The organism is Collinsella intestinalis DSM 13280, from assembly GCF_000156175.1.
Lineage (GTDB): Bacteria > Actinomycetota > Coriobacteriia > Coriobacteriales > Coriobacteriaceae > Collinsella > Collinsella intestinalis.
In genome coordinates this window covers 53,782-78,398 of sequence record NZ_GG692711.1, presented here as the reverse complement: position 1 = coordinate 78,398, position 24,617 = coordinate 53,782, and the positions used below count along the sequence as shown (strand labels likewise).

Below are 24,617 nucleotides of genomic sequence, written 5' to 3'. Positions count from 1 at the left end.
ATACGCGGAACTATGTTAATCACGAAGTCTCTCTTATGCTAATTGCTAAGTCAGAGCTATGTTAATCATGAAGTTAGTCTTATGATAATCACGAAGTGCGAATGAAACCATAGGCTATCTCCGTGTGATTCAGTCTCGTAAAAAGCAGGGGGCCGCTCATGATCTTGCGTGATATGAAGAAGAAGCTATTGCAATTGGCAACGAAGTTCCCCGTCGTTTCCGTCACGGGGCCACGCCAGAGCGGGAAGTCAACGCTCATCAAAAGCGCGTTCCCCACGTATACGTACCTATCGTTTGAAGACCCCTCGACGCGCGAGTTGTTCCAGGCCGACCCGACGAGCTTCCTCAAGCGCTATTCCCACAACGTGATTTTCGATGAGGCACAGCGCGCGCCCGAGTTGTTTTCGTATTTGCAGGGGATGGTCGATGGGCGCGACGAACCCGGCTCGTTCATCATCTCCGGTTCGCAGAACTTCCTGTTGTCGAAAAGCGTTTCGCAGTCACTTGCGGGGCGCGTTGGAATCTTGCGCCTGCTGCCGCTTTCTCATGGTGAAATCGTTCGCGGCGCACAGCGCTCGGAGAGCGCTTGGAGTTGGGCGTATCGTGGGGGCTATCCGCGCGTCATCGCATCGGATATCGATCCGCTCGATTTCTACCCCGCGTATGTCGAGACGTATCTGGAACGTGATGTCCGCCAGGAGCTCGGCGTGGCGAAGATCGAGGAATTCTCGCGCTTCATACAGCTTTGTGCGCTGAGATCCGGAGAGCTCCTCAATGTTTCGAGCCTGGCGAGCGATTGCGGCATCTCGCCCGCGACTGCCAATAATTGGATTTCGATTCTGTCATCGAGCTATGTGATTCACCTGCTTAGGCCCTATGCGACCAATCGGGGAAAAAGGCTCGTGAAAACGCCCAAGCTCTATTTTTACGACAGCGGGCTGCTGTGCAACCTTCTTGGAATAGAAGATGCCGATGAGCTTGCGATGCACCCCCAGAGAGGGGCCGTGTTCGAGACTGCGGTCGTGTCGGAACTCATGAAGGAGTATCTCAATCGCGGGAGGACGCCGCATCTTTCTTTCTGGCGCGATACCAATAAAAACGAAATCGACGTCATCGTCGAAAAGGGGCCCGTTCCCTTCGCCGCAATAGAGGTCAAATCTTCCGCGACGTTTCGTGCCAAATACTTCGATGTGATCGAGCGCATCGCTCCGCGCGAGCTTGGGCTCAAGGCGGACAGCTGCTCTGTGGTGTATGCAGGGGAAGACGAGCTATCGAGTCCCCGCGGCCGTCTTGTGCCGTATACGGACATCCCGAGCATCCTGGGCTTTGGGGGACAGAGCCATCTTGCAGCACCTCAATTTAGGGACAGTCCCTAAATTGAGGTGGCGACGGGCTTTCGACGGGGTTGGCACTCGCCCGTGTTTGACACCCCCTCTCGTGGGTAGAACATACGAATATGACTGTATGAGGTAATGGGAGCGCGGCCATGGCGTATATCGAGTTCAAAGACGTCACGAGGGTCTACGGATCCGATGGGTCAGAGGTGCACGCCCTCGATGGGGCGTCGTTCGAGGTCGAACGCGGCGAGCTCGCTGTGATTCTCGGCGCCTCTGGAGCCGGCAAGACCACGGCCCTCAACATCTTGGGCGGCATGGACGGCGCCACGAGCGGGCGCGTCGTCGTGGATGGGCGCGATGTGAGCTCGGCCTCCGAGGACGATCTCGTGGAATATCGCCGCGCCGACGTGGGCTTCGTGTTCCAGTTCTACAACCTGGTGCCAAATCTCACGGCGCTCGAGAACGTCGAGCTCGCCTCGCAGATTTGCCCCGATTCGCTGGATGCCGTCGAATGTCTGCGCAAGGTCGGCCTGGGGGAGCGCATGGCGAACTTCCCCGCCCAGCTCTCCGGCGGCGAGCAGCAGCGCGTATCCATCGCGCGTGCCATCGCCAAGAATCCCAAGCTCCTGTTGTGCGACGAGCCCACCGGCGCGCTCGACTACCAAACGGGTAAGCAGGTGCTTCAACTGTTGCAGGACACCTGCCGTCGCGACGGCATCACCGTGCTCATCATCACGCACAACTCCGCGCTTGCCCCCATGGCCGACCGCCTGATCCGCTTCAAGAGCGGGCGCGTGACGGACATGCAGGTCAACGAGCACCCTGTGCCCATCGCCGACATCGAGTGGTAGGCGGGCGCATCATGAGGGGGAAGAAGGCCTGCGTCCGGCCCAGCGCATTCGCGACCGATATCGAACGTACCATCACGGGCAACCTCAAGCGGTTCATCTCGCTGTTCGTGATCACCGCGCTCGGCGCCACCATGCTGGTGGGCCTCAAGGCGGCCTGCGACGACCTGCGCTTCACCGCCGATGATTACTACGACGCTCAGCGCCTGTTCGACATATCGGTCAAATCGACGCTCGGCCTGGACGAAGCCGACATCTCCGCGCTCAGCGAGGTGGATGGGGTCGAAGTCGCGGAGGGCGGTTACACCGAGTCCGCTTACACCCAGGTAGACGGCTTGAGCGAGAAGGTCGATCTCAAAGCGCTCTCCGCAGCCGGCCTCAACGAGCCCCGTGTGATAGAGGGCCGCCTTCCGCGCGACGTGCATGAGGTGGCCGTCACGCAGAAGTACCTGGATGCGAGCGGCAAGAAGATCGGCGACACCGTGACCTTCGAGAGCGCCGAGGATAAGCACGGCGGCACGGCCGAAGAGGGCTCCGATGCCGCCGGATCATCCGATACACCGGCGATTTTCGAGCGCGGCCGTTACACCATCACCGCATCCGTGTTCGATCCCATGGATGTGAACGCCGGCAGCAAGACCATGAGCTTCCGTAGCACCGGCGGTCCGCAGTACGCGTTCTTCCTCACGCCCGCCGCCGTGGTGGACCGCGATACGTTTACCGTCGCCTACCTTCGTGTTGCCGGCGCCTCCGAGCTCATGTCCTACTCGAATGAATACAAGGAGCTCATCGATGGTGTCAAGGGACGCGTCGAGCAGATTCGCGAGCGCCGCGAGGCGGAGCGCACGAGCGGCGTGAAGGACGATGCCCTCGCGCAGATCGACGAGCGCCGCAGCGAGGCCGACGAGGCGCTCGACGCGGCCGCCGACGAGCTTGCGAGCGCCCAAACCAAGATCGATGCCGCCCGCGCTCAGATCGCGAACGGCAAACTCGAGCTCGACGCCAAGCGTGCCGATGCCTCCCATCAGCTCGATGCCGCCCAGTCCAAGCTTGATGCCGGTTTGGCCCTCATCGCGCGCGAACAGGGCAAGCTCGACTCGGCCCGTTCGGAGCTCACCGACGCGCTCGCCGGCATCGCCAAGGCGGAGGCCGCGGTCGACGTGATCCAACCGCTGCTTGGCGATCGCTGGCCCGCCGATTTGTGGGCACGCCTGCAAAAGGGTGATGCAACGGCCGTCGATCCGTTCGTCTCCTCCGTGGTTCCGCTGGTGCGCGAGGCTCGCGGTGAGCTCGATCAGGCACGCACCCTTGTGGCCGAGATAAAAGAACTCGTTTCCGGGTTGCCCACCGCCTCCCCCGAGGACAAGGCTCAGATTGTGCGCATGCTCGAGCGTCTGGATGCGCTGACCGGTGGCAGGTACGCCGCCGCCATCGACGCCGTTCGCGCCATTGTGAGCCTGTATCCGGAGGATGCCGGCCAGATCCAACAGGCCGTTTCCAAACTCTCCTCGATCGAGAAGATGCTGGGCTTCACCACTTCGTCGCTCGATGCCATGCTCGCCGATGACGGTGCGCAGATTCGCGCCCTTGCCGAGGGCATGGCGCGCAAGAGCGAGGTGCAGGCGGGGCTTGAGCAGGTCGCGGCGGGCCAACGTCGCCTGGATGCGGAACGCTCCCGTGCCGAGCGCGGCCTAGGTCAGCTCGACGCCGCCCGTGAGCAGATGAAATCTCAGATTGCCGAGGCCGAGGCCCAGCTCATCGCCGGCGAGGGCGAGGCAGCCTCCGGCCAGTCCGAGCTCAACGCCGGCAAGGCGGAGCTCGAAGCCAACCGCGCCGATGTCAACGCGCGGTTTGCCCAGGCTCGGGCCGATGTCGACGGCATCGAGCGCGCGAAGTGGTACATCCAAGATCGCGGCGCGCTGCCGAGTTACGCGAGCATCGAAAGCGATGCGAGCTCGATCGAGTCCATCGCCACGGTGTTCCCGCTCATCTTCTTCACGGTCGCCGTGCTCATCAGCCTCACCACGGTCACGCGTATGGTCGAGGAGGACCGCGGCCTCATCGGCGTGTACAAGGCGCTGGGTTACGGCCGTGGCCGCATCTTGTCCAAGTACCTCATCTACGCGTTCGCCGCCTGCCTGGCGGGCGGTATCGCCGGTGACGCGCTCGGATTCATCGCCCTTCCCGCGGTGATCTTCACCATATTCAAGACCATGTACGCATTGCCCCCGTTCCAGCTGCACTTCAACATGTTCACGGCGGTGCTCGGCATCGCCCTGTTCGCGCTCGGTATCGTGGGTGCCACGTTCCTGGCCTGCCGTCACGTGCTCAAGGAGACACCTGCCTCACTCATGCGCCCCAAGGCCCCGCGTGCGGGCAAGCGCATCTTGCTGGAGCGCATCACCCCGGTGTGGCGCCGGCTGTCCTTCCTCAACAAGGTGAGTGCCCGCAACTTGTTCCGCTACAAGAAGCGCTTCTTCATGACGGTATTCGGCATCGCAGGCTGCACCGCCCTCATGATCTGCGGCCTGGGCATTCGCGATACCGTGATCTCGCTCAAACCGCGTCAGTACGGGCCTGCCGGTGTGGTTCGCTACGACCTGCTGGCCGTTACCACCGACGAGGATTTCGCACAAGGTGAGCGCGAGTTGCGCGAGACGGGCATGGTCGACACCATGCTCGAGGCGCGCGTCGACAGTGTGACCGCCGAATTCGGGGGCGCGAGGGAGAGCGTTCAGCTCGTCGTGGTTCCCGACAACGCCGATTTGTCCGCGTACATGAAGACCGAGGATGGCTCGAATACGACCTTCCTCGCCCCCGCGATGGGCGGAGAGGAGCTTTCGCTGCCAAGCGACGGCAACGGCGTCCTCGTGACCAAGAATGCCGAGCAGGTGCTCGGCTTCTCGCTCGGCGACGAGCTCCTCCTGCAAGACTCGACGCTCAGCCAGGGGTCGGTGCGCGTGGATGGCATTGCCGTGAGCTTCCTGGGCAACTTCGTGTTCATGACCGAGAGCGCTTATGCCGAGGCCTTCGGCGAGCCGTGCGTCCCGAATGCGCTGTTGGCCAATCTCACGGGCACAGATGAGCAGAAGATCGAGCTGGCCGATCGTCTGGCGGCGGGCGCCACGTTCGTGAACGTGAACAGCTCGACGAAGGTCGCCAATGACTTCTCGGAGAGCTTCAAGATCATCGATGTGGTGGTGTATGTCGTGACCGTGATGGCCGCGGCGCTGGCCTTCGCCGTGGTGTTCACGCTGTCCAACACGAACATCTCCGAGCGAGAGCGCGAGCTTGCCACGATCAAGGTGCTCGGCTTCAGGCGTGGCGAGGTGCATCGCTATATCAACAAGGAGACGATCGTCCTCACGCTTATCGGCATTGTGGCTGGTTGGCCGCTCGGCTACGTGATCACGAGATTCCTCACGTATGTGCTGCGCATGCCGTCGCTGTTCTTCGACACGATTGTGGAGCCGCAGACGTACCTGTTCGCCTCGGTGATGTCGTTCGTCTTTACACTGACCATCAACCGGATGACCAACCGCAGTCTCGATCGCATCGACATGGTGGGTGCCCTTAAGAGCGCGGAGTAGGGCAAAGGCCGTCCGTCTGAGATAGACGCCGCGGTACAATGGCGGGGACGAGAGGGGCCCGCATGATCACGACCATATATCACTCGCCGCTGGGCGACATTTCGCTTGCCGCCACTGCGCGCGGGTTGGCCGGTCTGTGGTTTCGGGGGGTCGACTGTGCTCCCTCGATGTGCGCCGATTCCGCTCGCTTCGACATGAATGGCGGCGGCCTCATCGATCCCGATTCCGCTGCCACGGTCGAGGAGATCGAAGGTTACGATGCGCTCTCGGGCGCCCGTCCCATGTGCGCGTCGAGTCCGGCGCACGGCTCCGCGATCGCCGTGTTGGAACGCTCCTGGGCGTGGCTCAACGCCTATTTCGCCGGGCAGGCTCCACGATGGGTTCCCCCGATGGATTTCGGCGGAGACGACTTCGAGCATGCGGTATGCGTGGCGCTGCTCGGGGTGTCGTATGGTGAGGTCGTCACGGTCGATGAGGTTGCGGCGAGCGTGGCGTCTCGAATCGGGGGTGCGCCCGATGTGTGCGCCGTCTGTGACGCCGCGTTGCGCTGCCCGGTTCGGGTCATCGTTCCTATTCATCGCGTCGAAGGCCTTTTGACGCCCGACGACCCCCGTGAGCGCGTTAGCGTCGCGCTGCGCACCCTGGAAGCCACCTGCTGATCGGGCACCCCTTGGTTTTGCTGTGAAGTTCCTCACACGCGTCGGGCGATTCATGGTACAAAAGAGGTCCAGACAATTGATTCAACGAACCGAACGGGTTCCCAGCTCAAGCTGCTATGAGGTGGGGGCCCTATTTTTATGGAGGTGGGTGCATGGGAGATATGCGATCTGGTGCCGCGTCTGCGGGATCTTCGAATAAGTGGGCGATTCTGCTCACCGTTCTCATCATGACGTTCATGGCGACGCTCGATTCGAGCATCGTCAACGTGGCGTTGCCGGTCATGCAAAAGGCGTTGGGGGCGGGACTCGACCAAATCCAGTGGATCTCGTCGGTGTACCTGCTGACCATGTGCGCCTTTTTGCTTGTGTTCGGCAGGTTGGGCGACCTGTATGGGAAGGTCCGATATTTCGAGATCGGCGTGGTGATTTTTTCCATCGGCTCCCTTATGTGCGGCATGTCGACCTCGCTGCCGGCGCTCGTGGCGTCTCGCGCGGTTCAGGGCATCGGCGGCGCATCGGCCATGGCGAACAATATGGGCATCATCACCGAAGCCTTTCCCGCCCGTGAGCGCGGCCGCGCGCTCGGCCTACTGGCGAGCTTCGTGGCGCTCGGCATGATGTGCGGTCCGGTGTTGGGCGGTTTCATCGTGTCGATGTTCCCTTGGGAGGGCATTTTTCTCATCAACGTGCCGGTCGGCATCCTGTCCCTCGTCATAGGGCACTTCACCTTGCCGCGCTCGACGCCCGAATGCGCGGGACAGTCCATGGACGTCAAGGGCGCAGTGTTGCTCGTTCCCGGCATGTTGCTCACGTTCCTGTCCGTCACTATGATGCAGGGCAACGCGAGCCCCGCTGCCGCGCTCGCGCTCGTTGCGGGCGCGCTCATGCTCGTGTTCTTCGGGCTGCACGAGCGCCGCGTCGAGCATCCACTGGTCAACTTGGCGATCTTTTCCGACCGTCATTTCGCGGTGAACGTCGTCTGTCTGTTCATCAGCTTCGTCGCCATCGGTGTTTATGAACTCATGACGCCCTTTTACCTGCAGGATGCCCGTGGCTTCGACCCCGGTGCATCCGGCCTGATCTTCTGCATCATTCCCCTGGTGAACGCGGTTGCGGGACCCATATCCGGTGCCGTGTCCGACCGCATCGGATGCAACCTGCTCACGGTTCTCGGCCTGGGTGCGTTCAGCGTGGGCCTGTACCTCACCGGCACGCTCGGGATGACGGCAACGCTGCCGCAGATCCTGTTCTATCTGGGTTTGGCCTCGTTCGGCACGTCGATCTTCCAGTCTCCGAACAACTCGCTGATCATGGGCTCCGTCTCCACCGAGATGCTCGGATTTGCGGGCAGTGTGAGCGCGCTCGCCCGGTACCTGGGCATGGCGGTGGGTATTTCGGGCTCCACTTCGATCCTCTATGGCCAGATGAGCGTCGCGGCCGGCCGCCATGTGACGGCTTTCGTCGAGGGGAGGCCCGACATCTTCCTGTACGGGTACCATATCGTCTACGTCGTCACCGCCGCGCTCGTGCTCGTGGGCTTCGCTCTGGCGATGGGCCGCATGGTCGCGCGTAGGCGTTCTCAGCGATAGGGCGTCTTTTGTCGCATGCGTCTCTTGATGGGTCCCGATGTGCTCGGGACCTATTGCCGTTTGGCGGATATGTCTCATTTTCATCATCGGAGTATGCGAAACTGGTACTCTACGTAATACATTGTTCGTCATTCGCATCACGGGAGGTTCGTCGCACGCATGCTGCTGGAACGCATTTCATCGCCGCAGGACGTGAAGGACCTCGATGCCGCCGACCTGCCGCTTCTTTGTTCTGAGATTCGCCAGGCCATCCTTTCGAGCTCGGCTTCGGTAGGGGGTCACATCGGTTCGAACCTCGGCGTCGTGGAGCTTACCGTCGCCTTGCACCGCGTGTTCGATTCGCCGACGGACAAGCTCATCTTCGACGTTTCCCATCAGACGTACGCGCACAAGATGCTCACGGGTCGCGCCGCGAACTACCTCGACGCTGAGCGTTTCGGCGGTCTGTCCGGTTTCACCAGCCCGACCGAGTCCGAGCACGACCTGTTCTCCGTCGGCCATACCTCCACTTCCGTGAGCCTCGCTTGCGGCATGGCCAAGGCGCGCGACCTCATGGGCGCCGATTACAACGTCGTCGCCGTCATCGGCGATGGCTCCATTTCCGGTGGTCTTGCGTTCGAGGGGTTTGACAACCTTGCCGAGCTCGGCACCGGCGTGATCGTCATCGTGAACGACAACGGCTGGTCCATCGCCGAGAATCACGGTGGCATCTACCGCAACCTCGCCGAGTTGCGCGAGAGCGAAGGTGCCGCTCCCAACAACTTCTTCCGCTCCTTGGGGCTCGACTATCGTTTCCTCGCCAACGGCAACGACGAGGCGGCCGTCGAGCGCGCCTTGCTCGAGCTGCGCGATATCGACCATCCGGTCGTCCTGCACGTGTGCACCGTCAAAGGCTCCGGCTACGAGCCCGCAGAGGACGACGCCGAGGGTTGGCACCACGTGGGCCCCTTTGACATCGAGTCCGGCACGTATGAGGCGCTCCGCCGTAGCCGTTGCGAGAAGAGCGAGACCTACGCGGATATCACCGGCCGCTACCTGCTCATGCGTATGGCCGCCGATGAGCGCGTGGTGGGCATTTCCGCCGCCACGCCCTACATCATGGGCTTCACCAAGCCCCGCCGCGATGCCGCGGGTTCCCAGTTCGTGGATGTGGGCATTGCCGAGGAGCATGCCGTGACCTACGCCGCGGGCCTTGCGCGCGCAGGCGCCAAGCCGGTGCTCGGCCTGTACGGCGTGTTCATGCAGCGCGCGTATGACCAGCTCTGGCACGATCTGTGCCTGAACAACCTGCCGGCCGTCATCCTCGACTTCGGCTCCTCCGTGTATGGGACGAGCGATGCGACCCATCTGAGCTTCTTCGACCTCGCCCTGCAGGGGGCTCTGCCCAACTTGCGCTGCCTGGCGCCCACGTGTCGCGAGGAGTATCTCGCCATGCTGGATTGGGCTATCGACCAAGATTCTCGTCCTGTGGTCATTCGCGTTCCCGGCAATGGCGTCGTTTCCAATCCCGACTTCGCGCTCGACCCTAAGGCCCCGGCCGATTTTACCCTCCCGCGCTATGACGTGGTACACGAGGGTTCCGATGTTGCGATTCTCGCGTTGGGCAGCTTCTTCAGCCTGGGTGAGAGCCTGTGCGACGCGCTTTCCGCTCCTGCGGACGGCGGGCCTGCGCTCGATGCGACCCTGGTGAACCCGCGCTTCGCCACCGAACTCGATGAGGCGACCCTCGACGATCTCGCCCGTTCCCACCGTGTGATCGTGACGCTCGAGGACGGTGTGCTCGAGGGTGGTTGGGGCGAGAAGGTCGCTCGCTACCTGGGCCCGACCAGCGTACGGGTGCTGTGCTACGGCGTGCGCAAGGGCTTCCCGGATCGTTTCGACGCCGACGAGCTCCTTGCCGAGAACGGCATGACCCTCGAGGCGATCACCGCCGATATCCGCGTCGCCCTTTCCTGACGTCGCATCGGGAGTGAGACGTTCCCAATCCCATCTAACCCATCGATGATGCCCGCGCTCCATAACGCGGGCGTCATCGCGTAAAAGCTGTGGTTGCCGCGCAAGTGATACAAGTGCCGCGGTTGGGGCATAAGAACGCGTAAGTCCACGAGTGCGTTGGACTGACTGAGCAAACACTGCGGTATAATAAAGTATTATCGCATACAGGGGAAAGGAACCCTCATGAGCAAGACCATGCGTGAGTTCACGCTCGACCGTCGCCAGGTACTGGGCGCCGCAGTTGCCGGCGCGGCTACGTTGGGCCTGGCAGCATGCGGCGAGCAGCCGGCCGCCCCGGCGCCCGCCGGGTCCTCCACGGGAGATGTCGCTGAGGATCAGGAGCCCGCGCTTCTCGACGCCGTCGCCTATGACAAGCTGATCGCCTCCGGTGCCGTCGCCGATGACGCGACCATCGCCTCCAGCGAGTGGGCCCAAAAGATCAAGGACGCCGGGACGATGCGCCTCGGTGTCGTCCAGACCTCCATGCTCTTCAGCCTGCTGAATGAGAAGGACGGCAAGCTGCGCGGTTTCGATGCCGGTCTTTCCCAGCTGCTCGTCCGTTACATCCTGGGCGACGAATCCAAGTTCGAGGCCACGCAGGTCACGTCCGACACGCGCGAGTCCGTCCTGCAAAATGACCAGGTCGACGCGGTGTTCGCCACGTATTCCATCACCGAGGACCGCAAGAAGCTCATCTCCTTCGCCGGTCCCTACTATGGCACGCAGCAGTCCATTCTCGTGCTCGCCGACAATGACGATATCGCCAGCGTCGACGATCTCGCGGGTAAGAACGTGGCCGCTCAGTCCGGTTCCACCGGCCCGAGCATCATGGAGGAGGTCTGCCCAGACGCCAAGCTTCAGGAGTTCAAGACCGACGAGGAGGCACGTAGCGCCCTCGCCCAGGGTCGCGTGGACGCCTATGTCATCGATCGCAACATGCTCTTCTCCGACATGATGAAGCAGCCTGGTAAATACAAGATGGCTGGCGAGCCTTTTGGCCCCGAGGACCTGTACGGCATCGGCCTCCCGCTCGACTCCGATGGCGTCGCGTTCGTGAACGCCTTCCTGACCAAGGTCGAGGAGGACGGTACCTGGGAGGAGCTGTGGAAGCTCTGCATCGGCGATCGTGCCGAGATCGACGAGGTCCCGCAGCCTCCGGCGATCGGCGCGTAGGCTCGCGAGATGTGCGTGGCGTCGCTCGCACCGATGGAGGGCGACGCCGATTACGAGGATGTGCGGAGGCGCCCGCGCCTGCCTGCACGCGATGCGTGACGGGTGGGTCGGCGCCTCCGCGGCGTTGTAGCTGACAGGGTCAAACGTGGGGAAGGGGTGTTCATGGGACTGTCGGAGCTGATGGCGACCTATGGGCGCAATTATTGGGAGGCGCTGTTGTCCACCTGGGGGATGACGGCATTTTGCTTTGCGCTCGTGATGGCGCTCGCCGTCGTCGTGACCGTGATGCGCGTGTCCCCGTTCAAGCCGCTGCGCCTGCTGGGCGATGGCTACGTCCAGGTGTTCCGCAATATCCCGGGCGTTGCGCTGCTGATCATCATCGTATATGCGTTGCCCAGCTTGAAGTTGGTGCTGCCGTACCGCACGTGCGTGATCCTCACGGTGGTGCTCGTGGCCTCCGCCTTTGGCTCCGAGAACTTCATGACCGGCATCAACACCATCGGCGTGGGCCAGATCGAGGCCGCGCGATCGCTGGGTCTTTCATTTGGGCAGATGCTCCGTCGGATCGTGATCCCCCAGGCCCTGCGCACCACGGTGCTGCCCATGACGAACCTGCTCATCGCCGTGCTGCTCACCACCTCGATCGGTTCGCAGGTCCCGCTCGATCCCCTTGAGCTCACCGGCGTGGTCTCCTATATCAACACGCGTGCGACTGGCGGCATCTTGGCCTTTGCCGTTTCGGCTGCCGGCTACGCGCTCACCGCGGTGGTCATCGCGTTCGTGGGCAATCGAATCGACCGGAAGGTGAGGATCGTCCGATGAGCACCATGACTTCAACCTCCCGTCCCGTGAGTATCCGCGATGCACTGTACGAGGCCCCCGGCCCCAAGACTCTCGCGAAGATCCGCGTGGGAACGGCCCTCACGGCCGTGTTGGTCGCCCTACTTTTGGGATTTGTGGTGTATCAATTTTGGGCGACCGGCCAGCTCAGCCCGAGGTACTGGATGTTCTTCACGCAGTTGAGCACGTGGCGCTACCTGCTCGCGGGCTTGCGCGGTACCCTCACGGTGGCGCTTACCGCCGGCGGCATCGCGTTGGTTTTGGGTCTTGCCCTCATGCTCGGGCGCACGAGCGGCATTCGTGTGCTCGAGGCGGCCTGCCGTGTCGTGACCGATTTCTTCCGCGGCGTGCCGAGCCTGCTGTTGATTTACTTCTTCTTCCTGGTGGTGCCCCAGTACGGCATCAGGATGTCGTCGTTTTGGATGCTTGCCTTGCCGGTCGCGCTCGCGGCTTCGGGCGTGCTCGCCGAGGTGTTTCGCGCGGGTGTGAATGCCGTTCCCCGCGGTCAGACCGAGGCGGCGCTGGCGCTCGGCATGAGCCCGTTTCGCGTGAAGCTCAAGATCGTGCTGCCCCAGGCGATCAGGTACGTGATCCCCTCGCTCATCTCCCAGCTCGTGGTCGTGGTGAAGGACACCACGGTCGCATATGTGGTGAGCTATCCCGACATGCTGCAGAACGCCCGTGTGCTGATCACCAACTATGATGCCCTGGTGAGTACCTATCTGGTTGTGGCGGTGATTTACATCCTGTTGAACTACGCCATCAATCAATTGTCGGTGTACGTGGCGCGCCGCAGCGGCACCCGCGTGGTGAGCCGCTACAGCACCAATCCCGCCTAACCCCCGAGCGTCCATTGCGGACGCATCGTTGATCAAGTCCTCGTGAGAACGGATTCGATATGTCCAATCAGTCAGAGAGTTCCATGGCTCCCATCATCGAGCTTCGCCATGTGGACAAGCATTTCGGTGACCTGCATGTGCTCAAGGACGTGAGCCTTTCTGTGGGCAAGGGCGAGGTCGTCGTGGTGATCGGCCCCTCGGGCTCGGGCAAATCGACGCTGTGCCGCGCCATCAACCGTTTGGAGACCATCGATTCGGGCGAGATCCTCATCGAGGGCAAGCCCCTTCCCCAGGAGGGCCGCGAGCTCGCCGCCATGCGCGCGGAGCTCGGCATGGTGTTCCAGAGCTTCAACCTGTTCGCCCATATGAGCATCTTGCAAAACGTCACGCTCGGCCCCGTCGAGGTGCTCGGCCTGTCCAAGGCGGAAGCCGAGCAGCGGGCTATGGGGCTGCTCGATCGCGTGGGCGTGGCGTCTCAGGCGAATAAGGTGCCGGCTCAGCTGTCCGGCGGTCAGCAGCAGCGCGTCGCCATTGCCCGCTCGTTGGCCATGCACCCCAAGGCCATGCTCTTCGACGAGCCCACCTCCGCGCTCGACCCCGAGATGATCAACGAGGTGCTCGATGTCATGGTCGATCTCGCCCGTCAGGGCATGACCATGATCGTGGTGACGCATGAGATGAACTTCGCCCGTCGCGTGGCCGACCGCGTCGTGTTCATGGCCGACGGTGCGATTGTGGAGGAGGGGGCGCCCGACGCCTTTTTCGATCATCCGCAATCCCAGCGCGCCCGTGACTTCCTCGACTCCATCAAGGGACATTAGACCTATGACCGCAGCAGATGACAGACCGATAATTCTCATTGCACCGCGTCTGGAGCAGCCCAAGCCGTGCTTGCAGATGCCGGAGCGCCTGGCCCCCGAGGAGACGGGGTCCACGGTGTTTCTCAACGCGATTCTCGCCGCGGGCGGCTTGCCGCTCATCATGGCGCTCACCGAGGACGAGGATGTCATCGCGCGTTATGTTGAGATGGCCGATGGCGTGGCGATTCCCGGCGGGCAGGATGTGGACCCCGCCTTGTGGGGTGAGGAGGAGCCGTATGACGAGCGCCTGCTCTGCCACGAGCGCGACTCCTTCGAGCTCAAGCTCATCCGCGCGGCGCTGAAGGCACACAAGCCCCTGTTCGCGACGTGTCGCGGTATGCAAATCCTGAACGTGGCGCTTGGCGGCACTTTGTGCATGGACGTGCCGAGCCTGCCTGTGCCGGAGGGCAAGGTCCATTGGCGCCATCTCCCGATCCTGAACGATCCCGCGCATCCGATCGCGGTCGAGGACGGCTCGCTGCTCGCCCGTGTCCTCGATTGGCCGGGCGAGGTGCAGGTCAACTCGAGCCATCATTGTTGCGTCGATAGGCTCGGCGACGGCGTGCGCCTCGTGGCCGTGGCAACCGACGGCGTTCCCGAGGCCATCGAGGTGGAGGACGAGCGCTTCTGCATGGGTGTGCAATGGCATCCCGAGTACACCTGGGAGTCCATACCCACCGACTTCAAGCTCTGGTGCGCTTTTGTGCGGGCGGCGCGTGACGAGCGGTGAGTTGGGTCGCTGCTGGCGGAAAGATGCGATTGAGGGCATCCGTTCGACGCGCCAAGAAAGTTGGATGAGCTTTTTCGTATCAAAATCGGAGCAAGGCGAGTAGGGCGTCTTCGATCTGCTTTAAAAGCGCAGGTCGCGAACGGCCGGCCGGCATCTCTACTCGCTAAAGGACAAACTGAGTACGAAAAAGCTCAACTTGGTCGTGGTCGTGGGATGCACCTCGAACGCCTTCGTCCGCTTGATCGAGTTTCTAGGGCTCGATAATTGCCTCGCGATGATCATATGTAATGAGCTCTGCGACCGCGATGGTCGCGCCCAGGTGCTGCTCAACGAGCTGCGCGAGCTCTTCGGTGGCGGCGCGGCAGTCCTCGATGCGCTCGGGATCGACGCATTCGACGATGAGGAAGGCATTGCCCGTGTTATCGGTGAGGGCGGTTCGCACGCCGTCTCGCCAGTTCCAGCAACGGCACACGGCACCCGCGTCATCTACATAGGCGAGCTCTCCGGGCAGCGTGGGGTCGTTCTCGGCACCCTCGCCAAGCGGCGTGAATGCGTCGCCGCCCTCGGTGATGCGAAGGCGCAGGTCCCCCTCAAAGGCATCGAGGTCCTCTCCGCCCAGCGGCAGGGCGTATTTGAGGGAGATCGCGTTGTAGAGGTCCACCGAGGGTGAGATGCTGCCAACGGGGTTGCCCTTGAGGACGCGCTTGAGCAGGTTCTCGATGGAGCAACGCGCACCGCGCTTGGTCTTGAATTGCTGATAGGCCTGGCGCCAAGCGCGAACGGGCGCATTCTCGGAGAGGGTGGACGATTCCAAGTGCTTCTCGGCGAGTGCATTGGCGCGGCTGAGAAGCTGCTCGATCGCCTGCGCGTCTTCGGGTGATATCTCGTTCGCCGGCTTCATGCCGCGCGCGACGATAACGCCGAGCGATGCGCCCGGGAAGAGCTGCCAAAACGAATCCTCGGTCACGAACTTCTTCATGTGGTTCCTCCTTTGAATTGGCGATTGCCCGGGAAATTGTGTGCAATTGCCCGTTTGCGAAAAGGCGCCCACCCACCGGCCACCTTCAAAGTCCTACGGTGCCGGCACGTGAGCGCCTCAGCGCCGCCCCCATCCGGAGAAGGGGGCGTTTATGTATCAGGGGTCATTGTACGCTAAGAGGCTGCGACTGAAAACTCGACACGGTCGATCTCGGGGACGTCGATGCGGATGAGATCCTCGGCGACCTTGCGAGCCTCCTCGTCGAGGGCGACATTCGTCGAGACGTGCGCCACAAGCTCCGCGCGCCCCTGCGTGTCACCCGCTTCGACGGCAGTCTCGTTGCCCACGGTGTACTCCTCAAAACCGGGGCAGACAACGGCAAGTTCTTGTGCTGTTTCGGTTGCGCCGAACGCCGCCGGTGCCGGGGCGTCCGCTTCGCGAATCAGATTTGCAGTGAGCAACAGGCAGGGGATGGCGAACAGCCCCGTGCCGAGCAAGATGCGCCAGCGCAGTGAATGGGAGAGCGCCTGTATGCTCTCCTCCTCGGCCGCGGTGATCACGCCGTCGTCGTTGAGGTCCCGCTTGAGCGGCACGCGCAGAAGCAGCAGCACGACCTGTGCGGAGAGCGCGATGAATACGACGTTGATGCCGAATTCGTACAGCGCGGAGAGGAAAAGCCCGCCGTCGACGGCTGCCAGGCCAAAGCCCGCGGCGCATAGTGGCGGCATGAGCGAGGTTGCCACCGCCACGCCGGAGATGAGGGTGGCCGGTTCCTGGTCGCGTGAATTGCCCAGCCCGCCGGCGAAGCCGCCCACGAGCGCGAGCAGCAGGTCCCATGCGGTGGGATTGGAATTGTCGGTCAGCGCTTGGGTCATGCCGGCGACGGGGGAGAAGTGGAAGTAGAGCGTTGAGGTGACGAGGCAGAAGGCCATTTGCAGGGCAAGCCCGCCCACCGCGTCGCGGATGAGCGCCCGATCGACCGTCGCCATGCCGTAGGCGATGGCGAGGACGGATCCCATGATGGGACAGATGAGCATGGCTCCGACGATGGCGATGTCCGAATCGGTGTCCAAGCCGACGCAGGCGATGACCATGGCGATCACGAGAATGCACAGGTGGGTTCCGTTGAGACGCGCCCCGTTGACGAAGCGCTTCCTGATCACGTGGTAGGGTGCGCGGCCTTCTCGGATGTTGAATGCGCGCCGGAGGAATCGATGAAAGTCATGGCCCCAGCGTTCGAGCGTGCCGCGTTGGCCGTGCCGGCGCCTGTGCCGGTTGATGTACTTTCTCAGATTCTCGTTGTGTTCTGCCAAGATGATCCGTCCCATGTTTGTACCGAGGACCTCGAATGTCCCTGCCACCTCGGCATTCTTGTCCCAAGCGGTCATCGTGTCAACGTATGGGACGTGGGATTTTGCGGCGATAGTGCTCGCATTTGATTCCCCTACGTCCGGAATGAGGATGTGCCTGTGCTAGCATGATTTTAAATTGGCCAAGGTGATGGTGCGGAGACGCACGGCCGTGCGCTATCAGGGCGTACTGCCAGGAGAATCGGGGTGCAAATCCCCAGCTATACCAGTAACCGTGATGCAAATCGTGGCAATAGGGAATCGCAGATCGGACGAATCCCGCCGCGATGGATTGCCGAGTCGGATCGCCTCTCATCTACGCGCCCAACGGCGCGCGGCCCTGGATAGGAAGGGTCCGATATGATCGGAAATCCCGAATCGCGCGGGTGGTCGCAGATTGCGTGGCGGCCCGTCGCTCGCAAAGGTCTTACCATTCTATTGATCAACGCGCTGCTGGTCGGGCAGGTGCCGGCGCCTCTATGGGCGCAGGAGGCGCTTGCGGGGGATGTGACGGCTGAAGCTTCCGACGAGTCAGTTCCGTCCGCGGAGGTTGCGCCCGATGTCGTGGTGGAACGAGTCTCGTCCGATGCGACCGAGCCCGCGACTGCCGTCGAGGAATCAAAGACGATCGAGTTGAGCCGCGTCGAAATGCACCGCGCCGGCAAGAAGATCAGCGCGGATGTGGATGCCCTACTCACTCCGGGAGACGCGATCGAGGCGGTTACCATCACGGGCGGCAGCTCTGCTGACAGCGCATCGAATGGCACGCCTGTTACCGAGGGCGTGAGCTATACGTGGTCCCTGCTTGAAAATGAAGGTGACACCAGCGGCCGAGGGCTTGGTGCGGACTCAGTCGCTCATATTCCTGCGGGCGTAGAGGCGCTTGGCATGTATTTGCGCGTCGATGCTACAAGTGGTGCGGGGTCCGTTTCTTACGTGAAGGGCCCCATCGCTCGAGCGGGTTCGCTGCGTTTGGCGAACATCTCGATTGCGGCCAAGGATGGCGGAACCGTCGACGACCGGGCGACACTGGTTGCAAGGCCTGTGCTCACGGCGGGAAAGGTTCCGCCGGAGGGGAGTGTGACCTACCAGTGGTGGATCGATCGCACCGCCACGGGTTCGTATGAGAAGATTGCCGGCGCCACAAAGCAGGAGTTGAAGCTCGATTCGTCCATGGTCGGAGCGAAGATCCGAGTTACGGCGACGGCCGGTGGCTACAACGAGGTCAAGGCGACTGCCGGCCCTGTGCTTGGCTCCCAGTCCGCTCAGGCGGCCATCGCCGCCCTCGATCGCGCTTCTTTCATGCCGAGCCCCGCGTATGGAACGAGCGATAACGTGCGCAAGCTCGTGGAAGATAAGCTCCATGAGCTTGGGTTCACCCATGCGACTGCGCGTGTAGTGTCAGCTGAGGCCGGTAAGGGCGATGCGACGGTCAGTGCCGCCGAGGGCGAGGGCAACGGAGACGTCACCTTTTATTTCGAGGATCTGGCAAAGGTCGACAAGCCCGCTGGCTCTGCGAGTGTCAAGGTCGTTTTCGAGATCGCTGCGGGCGGTACCACGGCGACATGGACGCGATATATCATCATCCGTTGGGATATGGCGCGCGTGCGCAAAAGCCTCGAGGAGTTTGCCGGGCATAAGCTCAAGGCTTCGGACCTCCTGGTTTTTGAGGGCGGCGAGGCACATGACGATTCGAATACGGTCGAGGCGCGCAAGGATTTGGACCTCGATCCGATTCTGCCCGACTGGGTGGAGCTCAGCTGGCAGACGAGCGACAGCGGCGTGGTCGACGCCCAGGGCAAGCTTGCGCGCAAGCAGTCCGAGGATGTCGAGGCCGAGCTGACGGCGACGCTTCGTTTCACCGGCGCCACAGACGGAGAGCAATCGCCTGCAGTCAACAAGACGTTCAAAGTCATCGTCAAGTCGATTGCCACTGATCCGACGGTTGAGGACCGTCTCGATGCCGCGCTTGGCAAAGTGCAGCTCAAGGATTTCGGCTCGAAGGAGCGAATCGACCCGGCGGCCGTGACGGGCGATATCCAGCTTCCCATCAAGAGGGATCTCGGTATTACCGCGCGGAAGTACCGTCTCCAGTACGAGGTGGAATCCGGCGGGGATGGCGCGTGCACGGTTGATGGGAGCCGTTTGCGTGTGACGCGACCGGCGCCCGGCTACCCCGATGCGCACGACACCCTCGTGGTGACGGTGAGGAGCGGAAATGTCGCTCGCACCCGGTCGATCGACCTGACCGTGAAGGCCTCGGACACTGCCGATATCGATCGCGAGCTCGCTCTTATGCAGCAGGTGAAGGACGGCTATGCTCAGGCGCTGTTGGGCGACAACGCCCGCCCGGGCGCGGTTTCCAAGGACCTTCGCTACTTCATGCAAGCCCGTCTGGACGAATCTGGCAATCTCGTGTGGGCGCGAACCCGTGCCGAGGTCTCTGGCACCGGCATCGTGCCCGATTCCATCGACCTTTCTCATCCGAGTGAGCAGTGGGACAAGTTCAAGTCGAGCGCTCCTTCGGTGATCGAGTCCGAGACGCTGCACATGTTGAAGGCGCCGACGTACAACACGCGCGTGACCATCACGAGTTGCCTGAAGAGTGAGAAGTACGGCGACTATTACGAGCGCCTCAAAGATGATCCGTCAATCAACCCCGTCGTCCTCGAGAAGTATCGTGCGCTGAGCCGTCAGGAAGTCTCTGCGACCTTCGTTGTGCGCGGCACGACGGGTGAGGACGATCCAAATGCCGGCAAGGCACTCGCCGTTTCCGCGCGTGTGGTGGGCGTGGCCCCCGAGACCGACGAGGGCGTGCGGCGTGAAACGTGGATTCCTCTGACCGAGCTGACAGTCGAGCCTGATGAGGCCGCAACGGCATGGGATCTCTTTGCCAGGATTCTGACCCAGTCGGGTTACACCTACAGCCTCGAAGGAGGCGTGCCGTTCTCCATCACGACCCCCGGCGGTGAGCGCACGCTCGCGATGTCGTCTTCTGCGCCGTGGCGCTTCTGGAAGTTCGTCGTCAACGGCGAGGACGCCAAGGTGTATCCGGATGCGTACCAGGTCGCCGATGGTGATGTGATTGAGCTTGTGTACGAGGATGACTCGGGCGCCGTGCTTCCCGAGCAGGACATCGCGATCGATCCGGCCGCCCCACGTCCTGATTGGGAAAGCTCCTGGCCGAGCTTCACTACTTCGAACAAGCCGACGTCGTCTCTGACGCCCGTCGAGGCGGCGGAGGAGAAGTGGGTCGTCAGCGTGGGGGAGGGCGGTTCACAGGCCCCCGGTATCTCCGACCCCATCCTTGCGGGTGATTACCTCTACATCGCGTCGAATGACAAGCTGCTTATGAAAGACCCCGCCACGGGCGAGACGGTGCGCGAGGCACAGTTGCTCGTGCCGATCGATTCGACATCTCGCATGGTGTACGCGGAGGGCCTGATTGTCGTTCCTCTGGGCGGCGGTCGTCTGCAGGCGTTGACTGCCGATACGCTCACCACCGTTTGGGTGACCCAGCCGGTGACGTCCGCGTCGGGCGATTCGAGGCCCCAGCAGTCCCTCGGCACGCTGACGGTGCGCGATGGCTACGTGTACACGGGCACCACGGATGGCAGCTATGACGGTTCGGGTTCGGGCTACCTGATGTGCGTGAACCTGCAGACCGGCGCCGTGCGCTGGCAGCATGAGGCCAAGGGCGGTTATTACTGGGCCGGAGCCTGTGCGTTTGGCGATTACCTGGTGGTCGGCGATGATGCGGGTTTGGTCTACGCCTTCGATCCCGCTACGGGCGAGACGGTGGGTACCCCGTTCAACGCGGGCGCTCAGGTCCGCTCCACCGTCGTCACAGACGGCTCGTACCTGTACGTTGCGGACTACAAGGGAACGCTGCACAAGCTCTCGATGTCCGCCGATGGGTCGATCTGCGAGGTGGCAAGCGTCACGTTCGGCAAGTACAATACGTCGACACCCGCCATCGTGGACGGCAAGATCGTGCTCTGCGGGCAATCTGCCACTCAGGGTCCGAGTAAATATATGAAGTACGCCGCGGTGTTCGTGATCGACACGGAGACTATGCGGGTTGAGCGCGAGATGTGCAAGCTCACCAACGGCGGTGCGCTGCCCACGATGTACTCGCAATCCTCCCCGCTCGTGTCCGTCCAGGACGACGGGGCGTACGTCTACTTCACGGTGAATTGGAAACCGAGCTCCCTGTATCGCTATCGTATCGGCGATGAGGCGGTCGACGAGCTGTACACGCCCAGCGACGCAAACCAGGAATACTGTTTGAACTCCGTTATCGCCGGTCCAGATGGTTCGCTGTACTACAAGAATGACTCGGGTAAGCTCTTCGCTCTTAAGGGCGCGCCCTCATGGACGGTCACCATTGAGCCGAATAACGGCGCGCGACGCACCAAGGTGTATGTAAAACGCGGTGCGAAGCTTCCCGCTCCGGTCGAGCCTGTGCGCGAAGGTTATACATTCGAAGGTTGGTTCGTCGACGAGCAGCTCACGCGTCCATGGGATGCCAATGCAGCCATCGCGGGGGATACGACTCTGTATGCCAAGTGGAGCAAGGTGGAGCAGCCGGGTGGCGGTTCCGATGGGGATGGCGTCACGACTGCGCCCGGCGGAGATGACGGAACGGCCCCCGAGGTCATCCCGCCGTCTGACCAGGGCGAGTCGGCCGGACAGCAAGCAGGCGGCTCTCAGGAGCGGCCGACGACCGGACCTCAGCACGCGGCGCCCCAGGCGGGCGGTACGACAAAACCGGCTGAGGGGCCCAGCAAGACCGCCGCGGCCAAGTCCGTGAATGTGCACGGAAAGAGCACCGAGGGCGAAGGAACATCCGAGCAAGCAGGGAGCGAGCAGCCCGAAGGCGACGCAGAGTCTGCAGGTATAGCTGCGGGCGCCGCACGTGCCTCCTCGGTCATGGAACGGGCCATGGCGACCGCCGGGGTTGTCGGCGTTGTCGGTGTGGCAGCAGCAGGCGGTTGGCTTGCGGTGAGCGCATTCCGTCGTCGTCGATAGAAAGGCAGCCATATGGCAGATGTAGATAAGAAGATACGCGAGACGATTGATGAGCGGGTGTACCCCGGTGCCCCCTCTCAAGGAGCAAACGGCGGTGCCGAGACATCTGACGGAGCACCCGGGGCATCCCGGTCTCAGGTCCTCGCACGAGCGGTGCTTGCGGTTTCTCTGGTACTGGTGATCGGCTCCGGGGCATACTTCGCGCTCCGTCCGAGTCCCGCGCCTGAGGTTCAGCAAGCCGGATCGGCGGTCGTTGCGGCTGATGTGGATGATGCGGATGATGCGCGTGCGGACGACGAAATGGGGTCTTCCGACGCCGACCCCGACCGGGGCGACGGGGCAAAAGCCTCGGCTTCGACGGGTGGCGGCGCCGACAAGGCGGATGGCTCGTCCGGTGGTTCCGCTGCGCCTACCGAGGGCGCTCAGGGGCAGTCCGCTGCACATTCCGGCTCATCGGGTTCTTCCGGCTCTTCCGATGGTCAGGCCGCCGGCAAACCGGGGGCTCCCAGCGGGTCGGGATCCGGCTCATCGGGTCAGCAGGCTGTATCTCCGCAGGCCCCGGCTACGATCAGTGTGAACGTCACGGTCGACTCCTCATCGGTGGGAGGCTCTGTTTCGGCAAATACCACGGTTGCGCTCGCGCCCTCGTCCACGGCGTATGACGCCCTGTGCGCAACTGGGCTCTCCGTCAATTCCCGCAATTCGGCCTTCGGTGTGTACGTCGCGGGTATCGGCGGCTTATCGGAGTTCGACCATGGTGGGGGAAGCGGCTGGAAGTACAAGGTCAACGGCACGTTCCCAAATCACTCTGCGAGTGTGCACGAGCTGCACGACGGTGATAGCGTCGTATGGGTGTACGTGACGGGATAGGTTTTCGAAAGCCCCGAGCTTGGACGATGGTCCGGGCTCGGGGTTTTGCATGTTGCGGGGAGCAAGTTCTTTGCACATGAAAAAAGGCACCGACGCGAAGTCGGTGCCTTTTGCGTACGCGATGGGTGCGCTGTTGGAATTAGCGGACCTGAGCCACGTAGGCGAGGTTGGTCGAGGAGACCTTGCCCTCGAGCTGGACGGAGAGGCGGGCGTCGCCGGCGGTTGCGACGGTGAGGTCGCCCTTCTCGACGAAGCCGAGCTCCTTGGCCGTCTCGACGGCCTTCACGATAGTGCCGTTGACGGTGCCCTGGGTAATCTCGGCCTGGCGCGGAATGACGCCCCAGTACATGATCATCTGCTGGACAGCCCACTCGTGACGGGAGAACGCCAGGATGGGCATGTTCGGGCGGAAGTGGGAGATCAGGCGGGCGGTGCGGCCAGTGGTGGTGGGCACGGTGATGCACTTGGCGCCCACGGCGGTGGCCATCTGGACGGCGGACATGCCCACGACGTTGTTGACGACGCGAGTACCGGAAGCGCCCTCGGGCATGGCGAGCTCGGCGTGAACGGCCATGTGCTTCTCAGTCTCGATGGCGATGGAGGCCTGCATCTTGACGGCCTCGACCGGGTACTTGCCGGCAGCGGACTCGCCGGACAGCATAACGGCGTCGGTACCGTCATAAATGGCGTTGGCGACGTCGGCAACTTCGGCGCGCGTCGGGCGCGGGTTCTGCTGCATGGAGTCGAGCATCTGCGTAGCGGTGATGACGGGCTTGTAGGCCGCGTTGCACTTGGCGATGATTTCCTTCTGGATGTGCGGAACGAGCTCGGGCTTAATCTCGATGCCCAGGTCGCCGCGGGCGACCATGATGCCGTCGGAAGCCTCGAGAATCTCGTCAAAGTTCTCGACGCCCAGGGCGCACTCGATCTTCGGGAAGATCGTCACGTGCTCGCCGCCGTTCTCGCGGCACAGCTGGCGGATGTCCTCGACGGCCTTGCCGTTGCGGATGAAGGAGGCCGCGATGTAGTCGATGTTCTGGGTGAGGCCGAACAGGATGTCCTGACGGTCGCGCTCGGTGACGGCGGGCAGGGAGATGTCGACGTTGGGGATGTTGACGCCCTTGCGCTCGCCGATAAGGCCGTTGTTAAGGACGACGCAGTGCATGTCCTGGCCGTCGACGGACTCGACCTCGAGGCCAACCAGGCCGTCGTCGATCAGGATGATGGAGCCCTTCTCAGCCTCAGACGGGAGCTTCTCGTAGTCGAGGGAGATGTGGGAGGCGTTGCCGAGCCAGTCCTCGCTGGTGGGCTGGGCGGTGACGGTGATCTTGTCGCCGGCGTGGACCTCGACCTTGGCGTGGCCCTCGAGCAGGCCGGTGCGGACCTCGGGGCCCTTGGTGTCGAGCAGGATGCCGACGGGCTTGCCGACCTTGGCGGCGCAGCGGCGCACACGCTCGATGCGGCCCTGATGGTTGGAACCGAGCTCCCTGTATCGCTATCGTATCGGCGATGAGGCGGTCGACGAGCTGTACACGCCCAGCGACGCAAACCAGGAATACTGTTTGAACTCCGTTATCGCCGGTCCAGATGGTTCGCTGTACTACAAGAATGACTCGGGTAAGCTCTTCGCTCTTAAGGGCGCGCCCTCATGGACGGTCACCATTGAGCCGAATAACGGCGCGCGACGCACCAAGGTGTATGTAAAACGCGGTGCGAAGCTTCCCGCTCCGGTCGAGCCTGTGCGCGAAGGTTATACATTCGAAGGTTGGTTCGTCGACGAGCAGCTCACGCGTCCATGGGATGCCAATGCAGCCATCGCGGGGGATTGGTTAGGGAAACCGGTAAAAGGGGTTTTGTAAACTTTACCCGTAAAAACCCCCGTTTTTTCCGGGTTACCCGTAAACGGGTTTACGGGTAAAAACCCGGGG

General features: G+C 62.6%; 16 protein-coding genes and 1 pseudogene. 14 read left to right on the top strand and 3 right to left on the bottom strand.

What is annotated here, in order from left to right; translation table 11 throughout:
• The first annotated feature begins 158 nt into the window (after positions 1-158).
• From COLINT_RS06910 to COLINT_RS06860, 11 genes are all read left to right on the top strand, one after another.
• Positions 159-1,376, top strand: a complete 1,218-nt coding sequence (locus COLINT_RS06910; RefSeq protein WP_006723740.1) for an ATP-binding protein — start codon at positions 159-161, stop codon at positions 1,374-1,376.
• Between the two features lie 110 nt (positions 1,377-1,486).
• Complete coding sequence (locus COLINT_RS06905) at positions 1,487-2,188, top strand: ABC transporter ATP-binding protein (RefSeq protein ID WP_006723739.1); 702 nt, start codon at positions 1,487-1,489, stop codon at positions 2,186-2,188.
• A gap of 11 nt (positions 2,189-2,199) precedes the next feature.
• Positions 2,200-5,775 (top strand): ABC transporter permease, encoded by a 3,576-nt coding sequence (locus COLINT_RS06900; protein ID WP_006723738.1) that lies wholly within the window; start codon positions 2,200-2,202, stop codon positions 5,773-5,775.
• A gap of 62 nt (positions 5,776-5,837) precedes the next feature.
• Entirely contained in the window at positions 5,838-6,434 is a 597-nt protein-coding gene (locus COLINT_RS06895; RefSeq protein ID WP_039910691.1) for an MGMT family protein, read from the top strand.
• A 152-nt stretch (positions 6,435-6,586) separates the two neighbouring features.
• The gene (locus COLINT_RS06890; RefSeq protein WP_006723736.1) at positions 6,587-8,023 is read left to right on the top strand and encodes an MFS transporter; all 1,437 of its coding nucleotides are present in this window, start codon (positions 6,587-6,589) and stop codon (positions 8,021-8,023) included.
• Positions 8,024-8,182: 159 nt separating this feature from the next.
• The gene (locus COLINT_RS06885; RefSeq protein ID WP_006723735.1) at positions 8,183-9,979 is read left to right on the top strand and encodes a 1-deoxy-D-xylulose-5-phosphate synthase; all 1,797 of its coding nucleotides are present in this window, start codon (positions 8,183-8,185) and stop codon (positions 9,977-9,979) included.
• A gap of 222 nt (positions 9,980-10,201) precedes the next feature.
• Positions 10,202-11,191 carry a glutamate ABC transporter substrate-binding protein gene (locus COLINT_RS06880; protein ID WP_006723734.1) on the top strand — a complete coding sequence of 330 codons (990 nt, stop codon included), beginning with the start codon at positions 10,202-10,204 and terminating at the stop codon, positions 11,189-11,191.
• 162 nt (positions 11,192-11,353) lie between these two features.
• A complete protein-coding gene (locus tag COLINT_RS06875; RefSeq protein ID WP_006723733.1) occupies positions 11,354-12,013 on the top strand; it encodes an amino acid ABC transporter permease in 660 nt (219 codons plus the stop codon).
• Positions 12,010-12,870 (top strand): amino acid ABC transporter permease, encoded by an 861-nt coding sequence (locus tag COLINT_RS06870; RefSeq protein WP_006723732.1) that lies wholly within the window; start codon positions 12,010-12,012, stop codon positions 12,868-12,870. The genes COLINT_RS06875 and COLINT_RS06870 overlap by 4 nt, the downstream gene beginning before the upstream one ends.
• Positions 12,871-12,953: 83 nt before the next feature.
• Positions 12,954-13,691 (top strand): amino acid ABC transporter ATP-binding protein, encoded by a 738-nt coding sequence (locus COLINT_RS06865; protein ID WP_006723731.1) that lies wholly within the window; start codon positions 12,954-12,956, stop codon positions 13,689-13,691.
• 4 nt (positions 13,692-13,695) lie between these two features.
• Positions 13,696-14,460, top strand: coding sequence for a gamma-glutamyl-gamma-aminobutyrate hydrolase family protein (locus COLINT_RS06860; RefSeq protein ID WP_006723730.1), 765 nt, complete (start codon positions 13,696-13,698; stop codon positions 14,458-14,460).
• Positions 14,461-14,710: 250 nt separating this feature from the next.
• Here COLINT_RS06860 and COLINT_RS06855 read toward each other — a convergent pair whose 3' ends face one another.
• Positions 14,711-15,439, bottom strand: coding sequence for a B3/B4 domain-containing protein (locus COLINT_RS06855; RefSeq protein WP_006723728.1), 729 nt, complete (start codon positions 15,437-15,439; stop codon positions 14,711-14,713).
• A 173-nt stretch (positions 15,440-15,612) separates the two neighbouring features.
• Positions 15,613-16,602: a DUF389 domain-containing protein gene (locus COLINT_RS08210; protein WP_233418405.1), complete on the bottom strand. Its 990-nt coding sequence runs from the start codon at positions 16,600-16,602 to the stop codon at positions 15,613-15,615.
• Between the two features lie 624 nt (positions 16,603-17,226).
• On the opposite strand from COLINT_RS08210, the gene COLINT_RS06845 reads away from it, so the two are divergent.
• Complete coding sequence (locus tag COLINT_RS06845) at positions 17,227-21,819, top strand: outer membrane protein assembly factor BamB family protein (protein WP_169302881.1); 4,593 nt, start codon at positions 17,227-17,229, stop codon at positions 21,817-21,819.
• A 12-nt stretch (positions 21,820-21,831) separates the two neighbouring features.
• Positions 21,832-22,689, top strand: coding sequence for a DUF4430 domain-containing protein (locus COLINT_RS06840; RefSeq protein WP_006723725.1), 858 nt, complete (start codon positions 21,832-21,834; stop codon positions 22,687-22,689).
• Between the two features lie 139 nt (positions 22,690-22,828).
• On the opposite strand, the pseudogene pyk reads toward COLINT_RS06840, so the two are convergent.
• Positions 22,829-24,160: pseudogene (gene pyk, locus COLINT_RS06835) on the bottom strand (pyruvate kinase); the annotation flags it as partial.
• Between the two features lie 91 nt (positions 24,161-24,251).
• On the opposite strand from pyk, the gene COLINT_RS06830 reads away from it, so the two are divergent.
• Positions 24,252-24,548: an InlB B-repeat-containing protein gene (locus COLINT_RS06830; RefSeq protein WP_169302880.1), complete on the top strand. Its 297-nt coding sequence runs from the start codon at positions 24,252-24,254 to the stop codon at positions 24,546-24,548.
• The last annotated feature ends 69 nt before the right edge of the window (positions 24,549-24,617 follow it).